Origin of the sequence: Vibrio sp. B7, from assembly GCF_963888765.1 — a bacterium.
GTDB classification, from domain to species: domain Bacteria; phylum Pseudomonadota; class Gammaproteobacteria; order Enterobacterales; family Vibrionaceae; genus Vibrio; species Vibrio anguillarum.
The window spans coordinates 170,081-189,945 of record NZ_CAWPKR010000011.1 but is presented as its reverse complement, the minus strand read 5'-3'; the positions used below and the strand labels follow the sequence as shown (position 1 = coordinate 189,945).

Here is a 19,865-nt window from a genome sequence, read left to right as displayed (position 1 = left end):
TGAGGATTATTAGGTTTAGCTGAGTAAAATTAAAATAGTTCCTGTCAGTGTCATCAGTATATTGGCGATAGCATAGGTGCCGGCATAACCCAATGCGGGAATGGTCGATTTTGCGTAGTCGTTAACGATATCCATCGCTGGTGCGCAAGTTCGTGCACCGATAATCGCACCAAATAGAAGCGCGCGGTTCATTTTCAAAATGTACGCACCGACCAAATAGGCAAAGACGACGGGCACCACGCTGACTAAAAATGCAAGGCCGATCACTTGTACGCCCACTTCTGAGAGGTGCTGGAACATTTTCCCGCCAGCACTTAAGCCAATGCCTACCATAAAGAACATCAAACCTAGGTCTTTGACCATATTTAATGCCCCTTGCGGTACATAGCCGAAAGTGGGGTGGTTGGCTCGTAAAAAACCAAGCATAATGCCAGAAAGCAGTAGCCCAACCGCGTTGCCTAAACCGAAGGAGACTTGTCCAAAGGTCATGGTGATCAAACCAAACAAAATGCCGAGAATAAAGAAGCTACAAAAGGCGAGTAAATCGGCCATTTGACTATGGATAGAGATGAAACCGATTTTATCGGCCAAGCCTTGAACACGGCTTTTTTCACCACTGACTTGCAGCACATCACCTTTGGCAAGCACAATGTCTAAGTCCATTGGCATTTCAATTTGTGCGCGTATCACTCGGTTCAGGAAACAGCCATATTCGGATAAATTCAGATCCGATAGGCGTTTACCGGCAATACTGTCACTTTTTACGACAATTTCCTCTTCAGAGATGCGCAAATCAAGTAGGTTGCGATCAAACACCTCTTTGCCATTTCGAAAGCTAGGGTCTAGCCTTGCATGGCTGTCAGGGAAGCCAACCAGTGCAATTTCATCCCCTTCTTGCAAGATGGCGTCACCGTCAGGATGGGCAAGAATGCCATTACGTCGGATGCGTTCAATATAACAACCCGTTTGACGATAAATACCAAGCTCACGTAAATTGCGCCCATCAATCCAGTTGATCAACTCTTGACCAACGCGATAGGCACGGATGATGGGTAAATAGACTTTGCGTTGACCGCTGCCACCCAAACCACGCTCTTGAGCAATCTGTTGAGCAGAATCAGAGAGGTTTTGTTTTTGCAACTTAGGCAGTAACTTGGCAAACATGATCATACTGATAAGGCCAATTAGATAAGCCATCGCATAACCCACCGAAACATTATCTAAAATAAGGGATAAATCCATATTTCTTGGAATGGTGGCTAGCCCGGAGTTTAACGCATCTTGTGCGCCTACTAATACGGGGGTGGAGGTTAATGCACCTGCCATCATACCAGCAGCTAAGCCAAAATCGAGGCCGAGATAATAACTGCCAAAATAGGTAATCCAAGTGGCGGTAATGAGCACCACTAAACTTAAGATGAGATAATGTTTTCCGTCACGGAAAAATATGCCAAAAAAGTTAGGGCCAGCTTCAATGCCGACACAATAGATGAACAGCATGAAACCGATGGTTAAGGCTTCAGCATTGAAGGAAAAACCAAGGTGCCCCATGATGAGAGATGTAATTAACACCCCAATAGAGTTGCCCAGTTGTAAGCTACCAAAACGAATTTTGCCAAAACCAAGGCCAATCGCTAAGACAACAAAAATAAGAAGAATAGGGTTCTGATCAAGCAAAAGTACGACGTCGATATTCACGGCTCAACTCGTTATGTGTGCCAAGTGGGGTAGGTAAAGTGTGGGAATTGTATCTGAATATTGCAAAAAGATAAGTGAAATTTGTGACAATTGACATTTCATTGACCTAATTTGAGAGAAAGAGCCATTTATTTATAAATAGCAAAAACCCGCTAAAAATCAGCGGGTTTTTATGTTTCTTGGTTTTATTCGTCGAATAAGCCTAAATGCTCTTTCGCATAAGCTTCGAAATCAGTACAGCCACCGATGTGTTCTTGATCAATAAAGATTTGTGGCACAGTCTCAACGGGTTTACCCACTGTCTTTTCTAAATCAGCTTTGCTGATGCCTTCCGCGTGAATATCGACATAACGGTAGTTAAAATCATCGCGTTTTAATTTCAATGTTTCGGCGTGTTCTTTTGCGCGAACACAGTAGGGGCAACCAGGGCGGCCAAAAATAACAACGAACATAGCTTTCTCCTTCATTCTTGTTGCATGCAACTATGCCCGATTCAAGGTCGGAAATAAAGTGGCATTCACCAGTTACTTCAATAGGTAAAAGCTATTGCTTATTCCTTAATCAAAGCAAGCTTACCTCTCGATGGTGTTGGGAATAGATCAATAATGGCTTGGCTGTGACATGCCGCATAAACTTGTGTTTTTTATGTGGTTATTTGCTCCACATTGCACTGCATCAAAAAATTTTTTTAACGATAGGTGCACTCTAAACAGAGCTAATCTAGATGAGAGAAAAGGGAGTTATTCATGTTCCAATTTATGACGGCGACGCGGATCATTTTTGGAGAAGGAGCGTTATTGAATTCACTTTCTGTTCTTAACCAATATGGTTATAGCGTACTGCTGGTTTCGGGAAAAGAACAACAACGAGCTGCCCCTATTGTTCAATACCTGAAAATGCAGAATATGCGCTATCAGCATGTAGCTATTGTTGGTGAACCTAATATTACCATGGTGGAGGAAACGGCCATTTTAGGCCGACGTTTTCAACCGGACATGGTCGTTGCTATTGGTGGCGGTAGTGTGATTGATATGGGCAAGGCACTCGCGGCAATCATTCCTAACCAAGGTAACGTTTATGATTATGTGGAAGTGGTTGGCCGAAATGTGCCGTTAAAGACAAAACCGCTGCCATTTATTGCTATTCCAACCACCGCCAGTACGGGATCCGAAGTCACGCGTAATGCTGTGTTGAAATCGGGACAAGACAAAGTAAAAGTAAGCTTGCGCAGCCCAGATATGCTGGCAGATGTTGCGATTGTTGACCCCACGTTGACCTATGGTACCGACAGTTACACATCTGGCAGAGGCGCAATGGATGCTTTTACGCATTTAATGGAAGCCTATGTGTGTGGTGAACCCAATCCACTCACCGATATGGTGTGTGAAGAGGGGCTGCGCAAACTCAGTCGTTCTATATTGCCAGCGTGCCGAAAAGATGATCATAAAGCGCGAGCGGATCTCTCTTTTGCAGCAATGCTTGGAGGAATGGCAATTACCAATGCAAAGCTTGGTGCTGCACATGGCTTGGCATCGGCATTGGGAGGGAAACTTGATGCTCCACACAGCGTGATCACGGCGCGTTTGGCCCCTCATGTTATGCGAGAAAACATTCGAGCAGCGCAAAAAGCAGGGCGAAATGATGTACTTACACGTTATAAAAAAATCGCTCAAATTGTGACTGGCAGAACAAATGTTCACGTTGAAGATGGCGTGCTGTGGGTGAAAATGATGTTAGATAAGTTGCAACTGCCTAAACTCAACCAGTTTGGTGTGTGCAATACGTCGTTTGAGCGCGTGGCGTTAGATGCTTTAAAGTCGGTCGCGATTAAAGGTAACCCTTTGCCTTTAACACAAGAAAGGTTAATCCATATATTAAATCAAGTTTGCGAGTGCCAAGGTGAGTGTGAGGAGTGGCAACCGAATTCATCCAATCAGGTAGAAGTTAGGCATGATCCAGTCGCGCCTGAAAGTAGCAAGCAAAGTTGATAAAAAAACGGAGCAATCGAGCTCCGTTCTAACGATTATTTTAGGATCGCGATTATCTTAGAACTGTGACAGCTTATCGTAGCGCGAGTCTTTTAGTACATCCTTGACGCGTTTAAGATTTTCACGAAAACCAGAGCCACGGCGCAGGGTGAAACCAGTAGCCAGTACATCAATTACCGTCATTTGCACCACACGGCTTGCCATGGGCATATAGACGTCAGTATCTTCAGGTACGTCAAGAGAGATCGACAACGAGCTTGCTTTGTCCAGCGGTGAATCTTTTGCCGTAATCGCAATGACAGTCGCACCATTTTCGCGCGCAAGATTGGCGATTTCCACTTGGCTTTTAGTACGACCTGTATGCGAAATCAAAACAATTACGTCATTGTCGGTACAGTTGATACAACTCATGCGTTGCATCACGATATCTTCAAAGCAAGTGATCGGAATGTTAAAGCGAATAAATTTGTTTTGGGCATCTTTTGCTACAGCAGAAGAGGCTCCTAAACCGAAGAAAGAGATCCGTTTTGCTTGTGTGAGTAAGTCAACTGCACGGTTAATTTGCATTGGATCCAAGCTGTTTTTAGCCACATCCAAACACGCCATAGTCGATTCGAAAATCTTATGGGTGTAGGCGTCTGGGCCATCATCTTCTTCAACATTTCGGTTTACATACGGAGTCCCGTTAGCAAGGCTTTGCGCTAAATGAAGCTTAAAGTCGGGAAAGCCTTTGGTGTCGAGTCGTCGACAAAAGCGGTTTACCGTTGGTTCACTGACATCGGCCATTTTGGCGAGCGTCGCAATACTTGAGTGAATCGCGGTTTGGGGCGAAGCCATAATTACTTCGGCGACTTTACGTTCCGACTTACTAAAGTTTTCCAGATTTTTTTGAATTTTTTCTAATGTATTCATAGTGTTCACGCGGGCGAAGAGAACAACTCGTTGGTTTTACCCGGTCGCCCTTTGGGGGGATTGGAAATAACACATTTCCAAAAAGGTAAGTTAAACCAACGCCATGCAATGAGTATAAACCTAGGATGTAGATTTCCGTAACAATTCAAGTTAACAATTGATGAGAACATGACAAGCCTCAAACAAAATTTCATGAAAACTACAGAATTTAGATTTAAATCGATGATTAATGGAAATTTCCAGCTCATTAATGATGTATTAGTTACAGCAAAAAGAAATAAATTTTCAATTCGCTGTAACTTACAGGGATTCTAGCTGATGATTCTTTGAGCAAGCCGCTCAATTTTGGCCATCAAATTAGGGGCTAGCGTGGCAATATGTCGCTGCTCATCTAATATCGAGTGCAAGATAGCATGTGTCGTTAGCGGGTTGGCTAGTACCACGCGGAATACGATGGTATCAAGCTTGTCCCAGCGTTCTGGGTTTAAACGGGTTCGAGAGACAAATGAACGCCCCGTTTCCCTTTGTTTTTTCTGCACAAACTGGGTGATTTCATTTAGCAACGCGTTCAGTTCTGCTTTTTGATTGGGCAAGGCTTGTTGCAGTGCTTGGCGAACAAAAGCAGGAATATAGCGATAGGTTAAAAGACACAGTTCGGGTTCAGAAATCAGCTCAAAATCGTCTTGTTCTTTAATTAGATCGGCGAAATAGCGAGCTTTAGCTAGGCTTTGGTCAATCAATAATTCGTAGCCAGGGCGACTAATAATGTGCATGCTAGCGTACACCAACATGGCCATACCTGAACGAGAACCTTCTAACGTATGGCTGCCTAGATCTTTTGAACCTTTCCGCAAAATATACTGCGCATGGTGCTCAATTGAATGCATAGCATCAGGCTTTTTGAATAGTACCATGCCTGCACCCATAGGGATGTAGAGCTGTTTATGTGCATCAATTGTGACGGAGTCAGCCAACTCAATACCATTGAGTAAGTGTCGGTGATTATTCGACATTAATGTTGCACCGCCCCAGGCGGCGTCTACGTGAAAATGACAACCTTCTTGCTGACAAATATTGGCGATATCTCTTAAGGGATCAATGTTGCCTGTTTCTGTCGTTCCGGCGACGCCAACAACCGCAAAAGGTTTAATTTTCTGGCTTTTTAGGTGTGCCATTTGGGCTTTCAAATCTTGTGGGCATAAGCGGTTGTTGTGGTCGGTTTTTACACAAACCAAGCCTTCTTGGCCGATACCCAATACGTCAGCGGCTTTCTTTAAAGAGTAATGGCCACGATCAGACACTAAAATGGCTAACCCGTGGTAACCATAATGACGCATGGCTTTAAACAGCCCCTCTTTTTCGACGCCTTGGAAATCACCATCGGCTTTCAAAGCATTATTACGAGCCACCCACAATGCCGTGATATTGGCAATTGTTCCGCCAGAGCAAAATGCACCGAGCGAATGATTAGCGCTATGCATCCATTGGCTGTAAAAAGCGTCGTTTTTTTGATAGATCAAACGATGCAACATACCCAAAACCTGCCGTTCTAGCGGTGTAAACGCTTTTGACGTTTCAATTTTGACTAAGTTTTGATTCAGCGCAATCATGATCTTTGATAACGGCATCAAGAAATATGGCAGTGCAGATGTCATATGACCAATAAAGCTAGGAGCCGAGGTATGCACTGAATGAGCGACTAAATTATCCAACAAATGCTGAGTATGTTCTGAAACGAACTCCGGTGACTCTGGAATTTGCGGATTAGAGAAATCTTTTTCGATCTCTTTGAGTGGTTTTTCTTCAGCGACAATATGTTCACGCAAGAAGAGGTTCAAATTGCGCGATAGCTCTTGGTCTATTTTTGTCAGTGTTGAATCGGGGCCTTCGGGCACAGTGAAGATCCGTAACAAGCTCTCGAAACTCACATTTGCAGTTTTTTGTTCTGATACCATACAGCTTCGTTATTTTGATTTTATGGAATGCGAGCGGCACAATCTAAACGAAAACGGGACAGTTGTCCCGTCTTAATTCGGCTAGAGTAGAGGCGGCGACTAGTTACAGACTTTCTTTTCGATCAAGGCGATGGCATCGTTATATTTATTCAACGCAGCTTCGATCTGCTTCGGATGACTGAGCAATTCGGCTAAAGCTGAACGTAATTCATAGTTTTTTTCGTTAGGCTTTGCTTGGCGATCTTCATAGGTGATTTTAGCAATGTGGCCGAGATCATCACTGCGTGAGGCCAATACTTTAATGTCGTGCTGTTCTAGTTTTAACCAAGCTTCTACAGGTTGCGAGGTGGCAACTTTCGAAGGATCGTTGCTTAGGTAATAGTGGACTGCCGCACGGCTTAATTCAAAGTGATGCTGGCGTCCTTGCAGAAACCATTGGCTGACTTCAGTAAGTTCAGGATATTGCGCAGTCGTTAAGTCTGCGAGATCACTATACCAATGGAGAGACGCGTCGACATAAGCGTCATATTTTTCGGATAAGCATTGGTTATCAGCAGCGAGAGCAACATTCGCTGAAGTTGAGAGCAGTAGGGCAACGAGAACACGTTTCATAAATCTTCCTTTGGGCTTTGTTATTGTGTGGGAGTTTTCTACTCCCTATTGTTAGTTTAAATGAAGGCTAGAGTGATTCCTGAGATCTAGCCTGCAAGTGATACAAAGAACAGCATAAGAATAGGCACCAGTAGGCTGAGAATAAACCCACTGACAATTGCGATCGGTACGCAACGAACCCCGCCAGTTGTCTGGATCACGGGCAAGGTGAAATCCATCGCAGTTGCCCCAGCATAGCCGATGGCAGAGCAAGGTTTGGTTCGGATTAGCATGGGGATCATCACTAAAGCAACCAGTTCTCTAAGTAGCTCTATCATGAAAGAGGCACCACCATAGACTGGGCCGAAAGCATCACCCATTAAAATCCCGGCAAGTGAATACCATCCAAAACCGGAAGCCATGGCTAGTCCTCGATAAATTGGGATATCAAGAATCATGGCCGCAATGATCCCCCCAATCCAAGAGGTCAATATAATGACTAATGCGATGACCATTCCGTATTTATTGAGCAAAATTTGTCGTAGAGTTAAACCACTATTTCTCAACTGAATACCAATAAAGAAAAGTAATACGAACAAGATCCATTCACTGGCAGTGCTCACCCAACTTAAATCGAATCCTAATACAACCCCAAGCGCCAATCCTCCACCGACAACCACAATCAGCTTTACGGATTCTAACGCCATGCTAGATAGTGGCAGTTTTGAATGGTTCGCATCGGTTTTTATGGGTAGGAATTTGTCAATAAAAGGCAAGACCAACAAGTTGCAAGCACCGATCATCAAGAAAAATACGGTGGTAAATTTGAGTATCAACTGTAGGTTACTGCCCAAGTTATCGAGGGCTGCCAAGCTTAAACCCATCAGAAACAGAATGACGTAAACTAACCAAGACGTGGCTTTATTTAATGCTGCTAGCCACTGTTGATTGGCAATAGAAAATAGATACCCCACTATTAGTGGGGCAAAAATAAATAACATCCCTGAGAACATCTCATCCTCTGATTATTTTGGGTTTAGAAGCCGCTTGCGTTGATCACATCATTGAGTTTTGATTTGAATTCAAGCTCACTAAGGTTACTTAAGTTGTATAGCACCTCAGCTCCGGTCGCATTTATTTCGACGTCATGCTCTTCAATCTCTTCATCTTGACGACGAAACAGTAAAAGATGGTGAGCAATACGTGCCACATCAAGGTAACTGACTTCGTGAGAAGATGCGACTAAAGATTGATTTCCTGCTACTTCAAGGAAATCTGAGTCGAACCCCCAACTTCTTAACACAAGCTGACTGGTTTTTGAACATCGCGACTGAAAAATCTGTAGGGCGATGTCTTGATCGAGATAGTTGCCTTTCTCAAGATATAAATGATATTCGTGTACCAGACAAAACAAGCCAATATCCGCAAGTAGACCGACAAGTAAGGCTTTTTCCTGCTCTAAATGTTGATATCGGCTTGGTTCAAGTTGTTTAAATGCGTGAGTTACCATCACCATGGTTGCGCCAAGCTCCCGCGATATGGTGGCGCTATTAACCAATATTTTATTGCATTCTTTGCTTAAGTTTACAGAGTGCTTTAACTGCTCAATCGCTTGGGCTGTTACAATGTCGCGTACTCGTAGTATGCCTAAGCGTGATACAGCCGTGACTAAATCCGTACAGGTAATATTTCGACGATTAAAGACAACAGAGTTTGCTACGCGTACTACAATTGCAGTCAGTCCGGGATCTTCAAGTAGACAATCGGCGACATCTGAAATTTCTGTAGATTCTAATGTGCATAAGCGCTGTATTTTTAGAACAACATCAGGAATAGGAGGAAGTGAAATTTTTCCTGTGCTGAGTGAGTGTTCAACCAATTGAGAAAATTCACTTTCTAACCCTTGGATGAGCATTTGATGATGATCTGGAAGCCAGTAAAAAGATAGATGATTCATAAATTTGTGCTCAATCTGTACTGAAGGCATTTTACCGTCTGCTAACCCAAATAAGCAATCAATTCACCATCAATCGCATTAATTTGTTTTCTTGATGCATTAATCTTAATACGTTAATGGAAAGCGTATGTGTCAAAAAAATTTATTCATAAACACAATGATGTGATTTCTATCTCATAACTCTGCGCAGATATGTCTATTGATGTGATGTATGCCCAGACTTATTTTGTATCGTTAACTATGATAGTACCCATATTAAGCAAGCTAATACTAAACTACTACAAGCTTGTTGCTAACTTACTCTTTTTATTCGCAAAAATACGCTGCTATCTGGTGATCACTATTAATCGGGGAACTTGATTAAGGATCAATGGATATGATTGAGCATGCATTTTTCAATTACGTTATTAAATTTGGCGCATTTCAAAAGCGTTCAATGTTTGGCGGTGTTGGGCTTTTCCAAAAAGAAGCGATGTATTCACTGATTAGTGAAGAGTCTGTTTTTATTCGTGGAGGTGAAGAGCTCGATGATGCACTCACAAAATTAGGCTGCGAAAAATACAAACACGTTAAAAAGCAGACCACAGCAACCGTTAATTATTATGATATTACTGAGCTTTTTGTGAGCAATCATGAGAGCCTAGATACGATCATTGAACGTTCCATTCGCTATTCTGTTGAGCAACGTAGCTTTCAAAAATCCTCTGCAAGCCGTCGACTACGTGACTTACCAAACATGCAGTTAACGTTAGAGCGTATGGTTAAAAAAGCGGGCATTAATGATGTGGAAACGTTCATGCGCTTAGGTGCTCCTACGATATTTTCTAAAGTGAGAAAAACGTACGGTAGTGACGTCGATGTAAAACTACTGTGGAAGTTTGCTGGTGCGATCGAAGGTATTCATTGGAAATTGCTGCAAGAGCCTCGCAAGCGTCAATTATTAGAAAGCTGCTCATTACGCTGACAGTTTTGTAGCACAGTTATCAAATAAATAGTTATCAAATAAAAAGCCGAGTCTTACGTCTCGGCTTTTTATTGTATTTAGCTTACACCTAGAACTTAAAACGAGTCGTAAACATCAGTTGATCGCCGTAAGCATCATTGATGCGAGCCTCGGCACCGAGAGAGAAAAGTTCTGTAGAATGAAAACGGGCATAAACAGACGCAATCCAGTCATCATTGTCATCGATAGAAACAAAGCCACCTTTGCCACCAACTTCTAACTGTGGTCCAAGCCATTGACGTACGCCAAGGTTTAATTCCATTCCGGTATCGGTGCTTTTATTATCGCGGGTATCTACGACGCGTAATAGCATTTCACCCGTGAAGTCAGCCCAGTTGTTAATAGGAGCATGAAAGCCAAAACCTGCGGCTGCGTCAAAATCACCTTCAAACTCAGAGTCTATACGACCAATAACATGTGCATTTGGGTGAATTGATTTGCTCATCGCAGCACCAAAGGTGACTGGACTTGCTCCAATACGAGCTTCGATATAGTCGTAACTAAAATTGCTCATGACGGATGGGCTATTTCGGTCTATTTCTGCCAGTGTTTGGCCTGAGGCTAGCAGCAAAGCGGCTGCAATGATTGTTTTACGCATAGTCACTATAAACCTATATTTTTAGTTTATTTCCATGGTCAGTCGCGGAATGCCCGCGGTGACATTAAAGAATTTAGACATCATAGTGCATAGATTGACATTGTCGCCATTAAAAAGTGTCATTCTTTTGTTGTCTTCGCAAAAAATAAGCAAAGACAGTGCCATTTCTTCGTTAGGATATTTTATTCACCAAAACTGATGCGGTTTTGTGCGATCGCATTGAAGATTTTCTCGGCATCCAAGACTCTAGCCCAAGGCATTAAATCTGATTCGTTTTCAATCATATATTGTGTTAATTGATCTTTGATAACATCGCGAAGTTTGTTCCCATCCCAAGGTTTGGCTACATAAAAATGTAGGCTGGCATGATTCACCGCTTCTACGGTGTCTTCTAGCCCTGCTTGGCCTGTTAGTAGTACTTTGCGTGTATGTTGCGTCTCTTCATTGTGGCTTAATTCAATTAAGAAACTAATGCCTGTTTGTTCGGGCATAATGTGATCGCACAAAATTAAAGCCAGCTTGATATTTTGAGCTTGGTGATCGGCAATCACTTCTTTTGCCTCTGCAACAGATTCTGCGGCTTCTAAGATAAAAAACTCTTCAAATTCGTCGAGGTCTTGTATGACGCTGTCCAATACTTCACGTTCATCGTCCACGCATAAGATCAAAAATTTGTTCATGATATTCTCCTTAATCATCAGCACGACAAGTTATCGACTAACTGGCAGCCATACCGTCATTGTCGTGTATTTATCCTGTTCAGATTGAACATCGATCCAACCTTGATGCTGGTGGACTATTTGTTGGCAGACAGAAAGCCCAATACCGAGTCCAAAGTTACCTTCTTTTTTCGTCGTGTAATTTAATGTGAAGATACGCTCTTTCTGCTCGTACGGGATCCCACAACCATTATCCGTGAAACTGATGGTCACAAAAGATTGATTACCCTGTTTTGCTAATGTGGTTGCAATGTGCAGTACGCCATTGGCTGGGAAGGCATCAATAGCGTTGGAAATGAGGTTTGTCCATACTTGTTGTAATGCAATCGGCTGACAGGTAATCAAAGGTAAGTCGGCATACTCTTTCTCGACTTTGTGGCGCTTAAGACGATTTTCGAAAATAACCAGAGTGTCTTCAATACCTTCATGAATATTGACCTTGTGCAGCGCTTCATCATCAGGGCGAGCATACCCTTTAAGGCTTCGTACCATATCGGCGATGCGTTGTGCACAAACATTGATAGAACGAAGTGTACTACCAGTTAGGAAATAGTTTTCTAATTGTTCCAGTGTTTCTAACGTTTTTTCGGGATCGTGCTTAGCCGATTGTCGGAGCGCAAGATCATCATCTAGATTGAGTTTGACCAATTTTTTTGCGATCAAACGATGATGAATTTCATTTTCTATGGCTTTAGCGCGTGCCCGCTCTTCTGATGTAGAAGTAGGTTTGGCTGAAAGTGCATTCCTTAATAGTTGGCTGCCTTTATGTTGCAGATTTTTATGTTCAGTCTCTTGGACTAAGTGCTCAATCTTGTCTGACAATGTTTCGGTTCCACGTAAAATTGCGGCGACAGGATTGTTTAGTTCATGAGCGACGCCTGCAACAAGCTGACCGAGCATGGCCATTTTTTCCCGCTCGATTAATTGCTGATGAGCTGACTCAAGTGATTCGAGCGTTTTTTGTAGTTGCAATTTAGTGTTAATACTGCGTTGTAAGCGGCGGTTAAAATGGCGGAGCAGCAAGTTAGTAAATAGGGGTAATAGCCGAGTATCCGAATGCATGACTTTTGCAAACACATCTCGGTCTAGTTTAATCACATCGGTTTTAGTCAGGGTGACGGCAGTAGAAAAAGATTTCTCACCAGTCACAAAAGACATACCACCGACAATGTTGCCTTTTTTGTGGCGAACCACTTCTCTTTGTTGCCCTAAATCATCTTTTTTATACAGGGCCACTTCACCTTCAGTGATGAACCAAAGAAAGCGGTTCTCTTCTCCCTCTTTGGTAAGAAAGTGATTAGTGGAGTAGGTTCGGCAGGCGCGAGTTTCATCTTCATTTTCAAAAAATTGGTGTAAAGCACCAATTACTTGTTCAGCCAGTTCTGTATCAGAAAGCTTGTGGTAATCGGAGATAAAACCATCTCGATAACTGCGCATTTTATTATCGATGTGCGCGCGTAAGATGCGCTGTTGATCAAGTACGGTGCTGTAGTTGAGAATGTTGTCTTTATCGTGATCTAAGATGTAGGTCGTGAGCTCTTTTTGGACGGTTTTATAGAGCACGTTATTTTGTAGTGGCTTAGTGAGGCAGTGATCTAATCGGCCCTCATTGACGGCGGTGAGAATGGCTTGAATATCTTGTCCGCAGCTTATCAGCACTTTCCGCGCTGAACGCGTGTGGATTGATTTATCGAGTTGAGTCAAAAAATCCGCACCATCAAACTGCTCATGGTGACTGGCAATGACCAATGCAATCGTTTGTTGCTGTTCGTGCAAATATTCTAGGGCTTGCTCAGCTTCATCTATGGTGTCCGCTGTATGAAGATCAAATTTAGCGGCGAACGGAGCTAACTCAGCTCGCAACTGTTCTGTGCTGATTGGGTTATTGTCTAAACAAAGTAGTGCGTAATGGTTCACACAAGCCTCTACTGTCATCGCTGTTTTGACTACTGTAGCAAGTATTACGCAGTGGGTTTGAGAGCTAGGTTTTAGAATTTCTCATCACATCTTAGCAATACTCTGACCTAACTCCATGTTTTGGTTTTCAATTGTTTACGGTAGACTGGATAAAATCTTCAGGAATTGAACACTATGAAACAGTTAAAAATTATTGGTGCGGTTGGTGGTGCTATCGTCTTAGCGGCATGCTGGCCGTTGGCTGTCGGGCAAATCGGTGAAAAGGTGATCACTAACGGTATTGCAAATATCTCTTCAGGTTCAATCGAGGCGGATATTGTCAGTTATAAGCGCGGTTACCTTTCATCAACCGTGCAAACCCGCTATCAGATTGCAGATAAAACGCTCAAACAACAGTTTGTTGCCGATGGTTTACCGACCCAAGTTCTAGTCAATAGCGAGGTTAAGCATGGCCTGTTGAGTTTAACAGCAACATCCGTTATTGCTGATCAAGAAAATCTACCATTGACGATGACCAGTATCACGCAGTTGAATGGCAATACTCAATACACTGTGGCGCTAGACAGTTGGCACTACCAAAGTGAAGATGGCGAGATGACGTTCTCGACAACGCCCGCCACATTGAAAGGTGATATTTCGGTGCTAGGTGAAATCACTTATCAACTGAATGTTCCTTCTGTTGAGTTGGATTTTACCAGTGGTGAAAAAATGATGCTTTCACAGCTAACTGGTCAAGGTATAGGTAAACAAGATAAAGGCTTCTGGCTAGGACAACAGTCATTGGCGTTAGCAAAAATTAATCTTGTCGATGGCCTAGGTGAAAATACGCTGAGTATGGACAACATGCGTTATTCCTTTGATTCGGTATTAAAAGGAGAGCCTTCTCGTTTTGATAGTAATCACTTGATTGAGATGGATAAATTAACTTATAGCGAAGGCGAGGTGAAGGACCTCAATCTTGATTTTACCTTGGGTGATTTAGATGGTGACGCTTTTGAGAAGCTCTCAACGCTTTACCAAAACAGCCCAGAACTTTCTGATGAGGACATTCAGCAAGCACTACCTTATGTGCAATCATTATTCGAGAAAGGTTTTTATCTATCGATGAATAAAATGGCGCTAAAAGTGGGCCAAGGTGAGTTTGAATCAAACTGGAAGATAGCGGTTCCTGAAGGGACAAATAATGTGGTGCAAGATCCGAGTACCATTTTACCAGCCTTAACCGGCCACATTGATACCTTCATTTCTAACCAGCTGGTTGAAGATTTTCCTTTTATCCAGCAAGGTATTGATGAGCTTGTTGTGATGGAAATTATGCAGCAAACCGATCAAGGATATCGACTCCAAGCTGAACTGAAACAGGGCAACTTGGAATTTGAAAATGGCAATCAAATGCCGCTATTGACACTATTACTTCCGGCATTGATGCGATAGCGAACGGCGCTCAAGCAAACGATTTCGCGAGTTTTAGCAATCAGTAAGAGAAAAGAGCCGATAGAAGCTCTTTTCTCGCTTTTTATCCACATCAAAAAGTGGTATTAATCACATTAATTGTCGATAGCAGGAGCAAGGAACTCATGGAATCAAATCAAGCGGGCCCAGTCTATAATTTCAGCGCAGGCCCAGCAGCCTTACCTAAAGCCGTGATGGAAAAAGCGCAAGCCGAGTTTATTAACTGGAACGAGCTTGGCACGTCCGTTATGGAAATTAGTCATCGCAGTAAACCTTTTATTCATGTTGCTCAAGAAGCGGAGCAAGATCTGCGAGATTTGCTTAATATCCCGAGTAATTACAAAGTATTATTTTGTCAGGGTGGAGCGCGCGCTCAGTTTGCGGCGGTGCCTTTAAACTTATTAGGCGATGCGACTAAAGCGACCTATATTGATGCGGGTTACTGGGCTGAAAGTGCGGTCAAAGAAGCGAAGAAATATTGTGAAATCGATGTTTTCAACGCCAAAGTGACCAAAGAGGGCAAAACAGCGGTATTACCAGCCAGCGAATGGAAAATCGATCCTGAGTCGGCTTACGTGCATTTTTGTCCGAATGAAACGATAGATGGTATTGAGATTAATGATTTACCAGATACAGACAAACCGATTGTAGCTGATATGTCATCTACGATTTTGTCGCGCCAAATAGACGTCTCAAAGTACGGGGTCATTTATGCGGGAGCGCAGAAAAACATTGGGCCAGCGGGGATCTGTATTGCGATTGTTCGTGATGATTTGCTTGATTTAGCCAGTGATGTGCTACCGACTATATTGAATTATAAAGTGCAAGCTGAACAAGATTCTATGTTCAACACGCCGCCTACGTTTGCGTGGTATTTGTCGGGTCTCGTGTTCAAGTGGCTAAAAGGGCAGGGTGGTGTCGCGGCGATTGAGAAAATCAACCGCGAGAAAGCAGCGCTGCTTTATAACGCAATTGATGAGTCACCTTTCTATCGCAATAGCATTCACCCAGACAACCGTTCACTGATGAATGTGCCTTTCCAATTAGTGAAACCAGAGTTGGATAGTACGTTTTTAGAGTTGGCTGAAGCACGTGGTTTAGTCTCGTTGCAAGGTCACCGAGTCGCGGGTGGTATGCGTGCCTCGATTTATAATGCGATGACACTGGAAGGCGTTCAAGCCTTAGTTGATTTTATGCAAGAGTTTGAACAGCAGTACGCCTAACGTTTTTTATGGTATCAAAAACGATATAACATAAAATACGACCTTAAAAAACAAAGCCCACTAAGTGGGCTTTGTCATTAATCGGCTAGATTGAAGAGCATTACAATTTGTCGGTTAACTCAATCGCTTGGCCAATATAATTGGCTGGTGTCATCTCTTTCAAGCGTGCTTTTTCAGCTTCAGGTAGCGCAAGGCCATCAATAAAGTGGCGCATCGCTTCACCATCGACTCGCTTACCGCGCGTGAGTTCTTTCAATTTTTCGTACGGTTTTTCGATGCCGTAACGGCGCATAACCGTTTGCACTGGTTCAGCAAGGACTTCCCAGTTTTTATCGAGCTCAGCAAGCAGCGCATCACGGTTCACTTCCAGTTTACTGATACCTTTTAGCGTCGAAGTGTAGGCGATGATCGCATAACCAACACCCACACCAAGGTTACGCAGCACGGTTGAATCTGTTAAGTCACGTTGCCAGCGAGAGATAGGCAGCTTTTGTGCTAGGTGATTGAACACGGCATTAGCAAGGCCTAGGTTGCCTTCTGAGTTTTCAAAATCGATCGGGTTGACTTTATGTGGCATTGTCGATGAACCAATTTCACCCGCAATGGTTCTTTGTCTGAAGTGGCCCAAAGCGATATAGCCCCAAATGTCACGATCGAAGTCGATCAGAATAGTATTGAAGCGGGCAACGGCATCAAATAGCTCTGCGATGTAATCATGTGGCTCAATTTGTGTGGTATAAGGGTTCCATGCCACACCTAGCGATTCAGTGATAAACTCTTCGCTAAAGGTATGCCAGTCGAGTTCTGGATAGGCTGAAAGGTGAGCGTTGTAGTTACCTACTGCGCCGTTTACTTTTGCGAGAATCTCGATATTGGCAATCTGCTTATATTGGCGTTCCATACGGTACGCTACGTTAGCCATCTCTTTACCCATAGTACTTGGTGATGCTGGCTGTCCGTGGGTACGAGACAATAACGGAATATCGCGATACTCTTCTGCTAAGTGACGAATCGCATCAATAATGTTGCGCATTTCAGGAAGAAGCACGGTATCGCGCGCTTCTTTGAGCATTAGCGCGTGAGATGTGTTGTTGATATCTTCTGAAGTACAAGCAAAGTGAATGAATTCATTAACGGCGTGCAGCTCAGGAACACCCGCTACTTTTTCTTTTAAGAAATACTCTACAGCCTTAACATCATGGTTCGTTGTGCGTTCAATTTCTTTAATACGAGCGGCATCTTCTTCGCTAAAATTGTCTGCTATCGCATTAAGAAATTGATTGGCTTCATCACTGAATGCTGGAACTTCGGAAATTCCAGCAGTGGCTGAAAGCTTCTGTAACCAACGAATTTCAACAATGGTCCGATACTTGAGGAGACCAAACTCACTAAAGATACTGCGTAACGCAATCGTTTTACTTCCGTAGCGGCCGTCTACCGGTGAAACAGCAGTCAAGGCTGACAGTTCCATGTTTTTCTCCTGAATTTTGAGGTTAAGTGTGAGAGTGAATTCTTTGCGTCAATATTAGACTCGAGCTAATAAAATCTGAGCTTGTTCGATCATTTTCTTACGACCGAAGATCAGATGGCGACGCTTTCCTCCAACCTGACGCCACAAGACAGCGCAACGAATTCCTGAAAGGAGTAAGGCGCGCACTTTGTGCTGGGTTGAAGTTTGTTGAAGTATGGTAGGGGTTCCAGTGACTTGGATTCTCGGGCCAATAGGGCTGATAACATCCAAGTAGATACTGGCAAGGTTGCTGATCATTTGATCATCAAGCAAGTCAAAGTGGTTGACTTGACGTTCAATCGTTTGAATACGATCGCCCAGCTGTGACATCGCATCACGACGAGCGCTTAATTTACGCTCTAATGCCATCAGGCTAATGATATAGCGAGTGATTTCACTCCCTGATGGCGTGCTATCAATACCTTTCACCAAACATTCGAGGCCAATTTTTAAGTTGGCCTCAGAGCCGAAGACATCAAGTGTATTGTTTGGATTAGTACTTAAGATAGCCGTTAGAGAAGTTTCAAACGCGTCTGAATCACAGTGACCATTTTTTGCTACGTGTTGCACTAAAGCGACAGCTTGGCAGATACCCGCAAAAGCGATGGTACGGTCATAAAGGGTGTTAGCCACGTTTATTACTCCTAAGTTGTTTAAATTCGCTGCTCAATAATTCCACCGCCAAGACACACATCGCCTTGATAGAAAACCGCGGATTGACCAGGCGTGACGGCCACTTGTGGCTCATCAAAAATGACTTTAATGTTTTCATCATCAATAGGGATGATGGTACACGCTATATCCGTTTGACGGTAACGCGTTTTTACCGTGCAGCTTAGCGTTGCTTGGATTGGTGTACGATCAACCCAGTGTAATTGGGAAGCGATCAAGCCATGAGATTTCAATAATGGGTGATCAGCGCCTTGGACTGCAATCAAAACGTTACGTTTAAGATCTTTATCAGCGACATACCATGGGTCTTCGTTACCGCCACCGCCTTTTTGGCCACCAATGTGTAACCCTTTGCGTTGACCTAAAGTGTGGTACATCAGGCCTTGATGTTCACCAATAACGAGACCTTCTGGTGTTTCAATTTTACCCGGTTGTGCTGGTAAATAGCGAGACAAGAAGTCGGTAAATTTGCGCTCGCCGATGAAACAGATACCAGTTGAATCTTTTTTCTTCGCCGTCACCAAACCTTGTTCTTCCGCAATGCGTCGAACTTCGGGTTTTTCTAAATCACCGACAGGAAATAAGCTACGAGCCACTTGTTCATGGCTTAGTGTATAGAGGAAGTAGCTTTGGTCTTTGTTGTTGTCCAAGCCGCGCAGCATTTTTGGTTTGTCATTACCTTCAGGGAAGGTGCGTCGAACATAGTGGCCCATGGCGATATAATCGGCATCTAGCACTTCATCTGCAAACTCTAAAAAGGCTTTAAACTTGATTTCTTTGTTACAAAGAATGTCTGGGTTGGGAGTTCGCCCTGCTTTATATTCCTCAAGGAAATATTCAAATACGTTGTCCCAATATTCGGCGGCAAAATTAATGGTATGAAGAGGGATGTCTAACTTATCGCACACGGCTTGTGCATCGGCTAAATCTTCCGCCGCTGTACAATATTCCTCGTTATCATCTTCTTCCCAGTTCTTCATGAACAGGCCTTCGACTTGATAACCTTGCTCTTTGAGAAGATACGCCGAAACGGAGGAGTCAACACCACCGGACATGCCGACGATGACTTTCTTTTGGCTGTTTGCGCTGCGGTTGTCTGACATTACTTAATACCACTCAATTGACTTGGTCGCAGATTCTAGCAGAAAGATTTTCGTCGCGACAGATCCGAGACAGCAATCACACTTCTATCTGGTTTAATTGGCGTCGTATCTGTCAATGTCAGCAGAAATTAGTTTTAGAATTCTACAATGGCTTATGGCATAGTGCGTGCCATTTTAAAGCGTAACAAAAGGCCACAAAATGCAAGATGACAATCAGATTATGGATGACGCGTTCCTCATCGAAACAGTAGAGAATCAACTCGCGGACGGAAATCCGTTAAAGGTCAAAGAAACCTTGATGCGCTTGATGATGACAGGTCACTCAAGGGAGGATGCTGTTGCCTCTATTGCTTGTGCGCTTGCAATTGAGATTTTTGATGTGATGAAAAACGAAGGGCAATTTGACCTAAAACGCTATTCAGAGCATTTAGATAGGTTACCTGATCTCAGCTTTATGGAAGGTGAATAAAAATAATTAAGAGCAAACGTTTGCTATAATTGCCTTAGTTGCCGCGCTAATGGGTGCGCGGTAGAATCGCGCATCTTTTTCTCCTCTACTCAGACTGA

The 19,865-nt window shown here is 43.3% G+C and carries 18 protein-coding genes; 5 read left to right on the top strand and 13 right to left on the bottom strand.

What is annotated here, in order from left to right:
* Positions 1-15: 15 nt before the first annotated feature.
* Together AACV32_RS05915 and AACV32_RS05910 are read right to left on the bottom strand one after the other, a co-directional pair.
* The gene (locus AACV32_RS05915; protein ID WP_013857120.1) at positions 16-1,698 is read right to left on the bottom strand and encodes an aspartate:alanine antiporter; all 1,683 of its coding nucleotides are present in this window, start codon (positions 1,696-1,698) and stop codon (positions 16-18) included.
* Between the two features lie 185 nt (positions 1,699-1,883).
* Positions 1,884-2,150, bottom strand: coding sequence for a GrxA family glutaredoxin (locus AACV32_RS05910; RefSeq protein WP_010320195.1), 267 nt, complete (start codon positions 2,148-2,150; stop codon positions 1,884-1,886).
* Between the two features lie 294 nt (positions 2,151-2,444).
* Between AACV32_RS05910 and AACV32_RS05905 the strand changes: the two genes are divergently transcribed.
* Complete coding sequence (locus tag AACV32_RS05905) at positions 2,445-3,686, top strand: iron-containing alcohol dehydrogenase (RefSeq protein ID WP_170894757.1); 1,242 nt, start codon at positions 2,445-2,447, stop codon at positions 3,684-3,686.
* A gap of 57 nt (positions 3,687-3,743) precedes the next feature.
* Here AACV32_RS05905 and AACV32_RS05900 read toward each other — a convergent pair whose 3' ends face one another.
* The 5 genes from AACV32_RS05900 to AACV32_RS05880 all read right to left on the bottom strand — a co-directional run bounded on the left by AACV32_RS05900 (position 3,744) and on the right by AACV32_RS05880 (position 9,101).
* Entirely contained in the window at positions 3,744-4,598 is an 855-nt protein-coding gene (locus AACV32_RS05900) for a MurR/RpiR family transcriptional regulator (RefSeq protein ID WP_010320194.1), read from the bottom strand.
* Positions 4,599-4,909: 311 nt separating this feature from the next.
* Positions 4,910-6,553 carry a pyridoxal-dependent aspartate 1-decarboxylase PanP gene (gene panP / locus AACV32_RS05895; RefSeq protein ID WP_170894756.1) on the bottom strand — a complete coding sequence of 548 codons (1,644 nt, stop codon included), beginning with the start codon at positions 6,551-6,553 and terminating at the stop codon, positions 4,910-4,912.
* A 99-nt stretch (positions 6,554-6,652) separates the two neighbouring features.
* Positions 6,653-7,165 carry a hypothetical protein gene (locus tag AACV32_RS05890; protein WP_013857115.1) on the bottom strand — a complete coding sequence of 171 codons (513 nt, stop codon included), beginning with the start codon at positions 7,163-7,165 and terminating at the stop codon, positions 6,653-6,655.
* An 86-nt stretch (positions 7,166-7,251) separates the two neighbouring features.
* Entirely contained in the window at positions 7,252-8,157 is a 906-nt protein-coding gene (locus tag AACV32_RS05885; protein WP_017047741.1) for a lysine exporter LysO family protein, read from the bottom strand.
* 23 nt (positions 8,158-8,180) lie between these two features.
* Complete coding sequence (locus tag AACV32_RS05880; RefSeq protein WP_026028035.1) at positions 8,181-9,101, bottom strand: HDOD domain-containing protein; 921 nt, start codon at positions 9,099-9,101, stop codon at positions 8,181-8,183.
* A gap of 370 nt (positions 9,102-9,471) precedes the next feature.
* Here AACV32_RS05880 and AACV32_RS05875 point away from each other — a divergent pair, with 370 nt between their 5' ends.
* On the top strand, positions 9,472-10,065 hold the full coding sequence (locus AACV32_RS05875; protein WP_013857112.1) for a TfoX/Sxy family DNA transformation protein: 594 nt from the start codon (positions 9,472-9,474) through the stop codon (positions 10,063-10,065).
* An 88-nt stretch (positions 10,066-10,153) separates the two neighbouring features.
* Here AACV32_RS05875 and AACV32_RS05870 read toward each other — a convergent pair whose 3' ends face one another.
* From AACV32_RS05870 to AACV32_RS05860, 3 genes are all read right to left on the bottom strand, one after another.
* On the bottom strand, positions 10,154-10,702 hold the full coding sequence (locus AACV32_RS05870; protein ID WP_026028034.1) for a hypothetical protein: 549 nt from the start codon (positions 10,700-10,702) through the stop codon (positions 10,154-10,156).
* Positions 10,703-10,884: 182 nt separating this feature from the next.
* Positions 10,885-11,382, bottom strand: a complete 498-nt coding sequence (locus tag AACV32_RS05865) for a response regulator (protein ID WP_026027604.1) — start codon at positions 11,380-11,382, stop codon at positions 10,885-10,887.
* A 30-nt stretch (positions 11,383-11,412) separates the two neighbouring features.
* Positions 11,413-13,338 (bottom strand): ATP-binding protein, encoded by a 1,926-nt coding sequence (locus tag AACV32_RS05860; protein ID WP_026027605.1) that lies wholly within the window; start codon positions 13,336-13,338, stop codon positions 11,413-11,415.
* Positions 13,339-13,512: 174 nt separating this feature from the next.
* Between AACV32_RS05860 and AACV32_RS05855 the strand changes: the two genes are divergently transcribed.
* Positions 13,513-14,772 (top strand): DUF945 family protein, encoded by a 1,260-nt coding sequence (locus tag AACV32_RS05855; RefSeq protein ID WP_017047739.1) that lies wholly within the window; start codon positions 13,513-13,515, stop codon positions 14,770-14,772.
* Positions 14,773-14,915: 143 nt separating this feature from the next.
* The gene (serC, locus tag AACV32_RS05850; protein ID WP_170894755.1) at positions 14,916-16,013 is read left to right on the top strand and encodes a 3-phosphoserine/phosphohydroxythreonine transaminase; all 1,098 of its coding nucleotides are present in this window, start codon (positions 14,916-14,918) and stop codon (positions 16,011-16,013) included.
* Positions 16,014-16,113: 100 nt separating this feature from the next.
* Here serC and purB read toward each other — a convergent pair whose 3' ends face one another.
* The 3 genes from purB to mnmA are packed head-to-tail and all read right to left on the bottom strand — an operon-like array spanning position 16,114 to position 19,298.
* Complete coding sequence (purB, locus tag AACV32_RS05845; RefSeq protein ID WP_017049888.1) at positions 16,114-17,484, bottom strand: adenylosuccinate lyase; 1,371 nt, start codon at positions 17,482-17,484, stop codon at positions 16,114-16,116.
* Between the two features lie 54 nt (positions 17,485-17,538).
* The gene (gene hflD, locus AACV32_RS05840) at positions 17,539-18,156 is read right to left on the bottom strand and encodes a high frequency lysogenization protein HflD (protein WP_013857105.1); all 618 of its coding nucleotides are present in this window, start codon (positions 18,154-18,156) and stop codon (positions 17,539-17,541) included.
* Positions 18,157-18,176: 20 nt separating this feature from the next.
* The gene (gene mnmA / locus AACV32_RS05835; protein WP_017043901.1) at positions 18,177-19,298 is read right to left on the bottom strand and encodes a tRNA 2-thiouridine(34) synthase MnmA; all 1,122 of its coding nucleotides are present in this window, start codon (positions 19,296-19,298) and stop codon (positions 18,177-18,179) included.
* Between the two features lie 199 nt (positions 19,299-19,497).
* On the opposite strand from mnmA, the gene AACV32_RS05830 reads away from it, so the two are divergent.
* Positions 19,498-19,767: a hypothetical protein gene (locus AACV32_RS05830; RefSeq protein ID WP_013857103.1), complete on the top strand. Its 270-nt coding sequence runs from the start codon at positions 19,498-19,500 to the stop codon at positions 19,765-19,767.
* Positions 19,768-19,865: the final 98 nt, after the last annotated feature.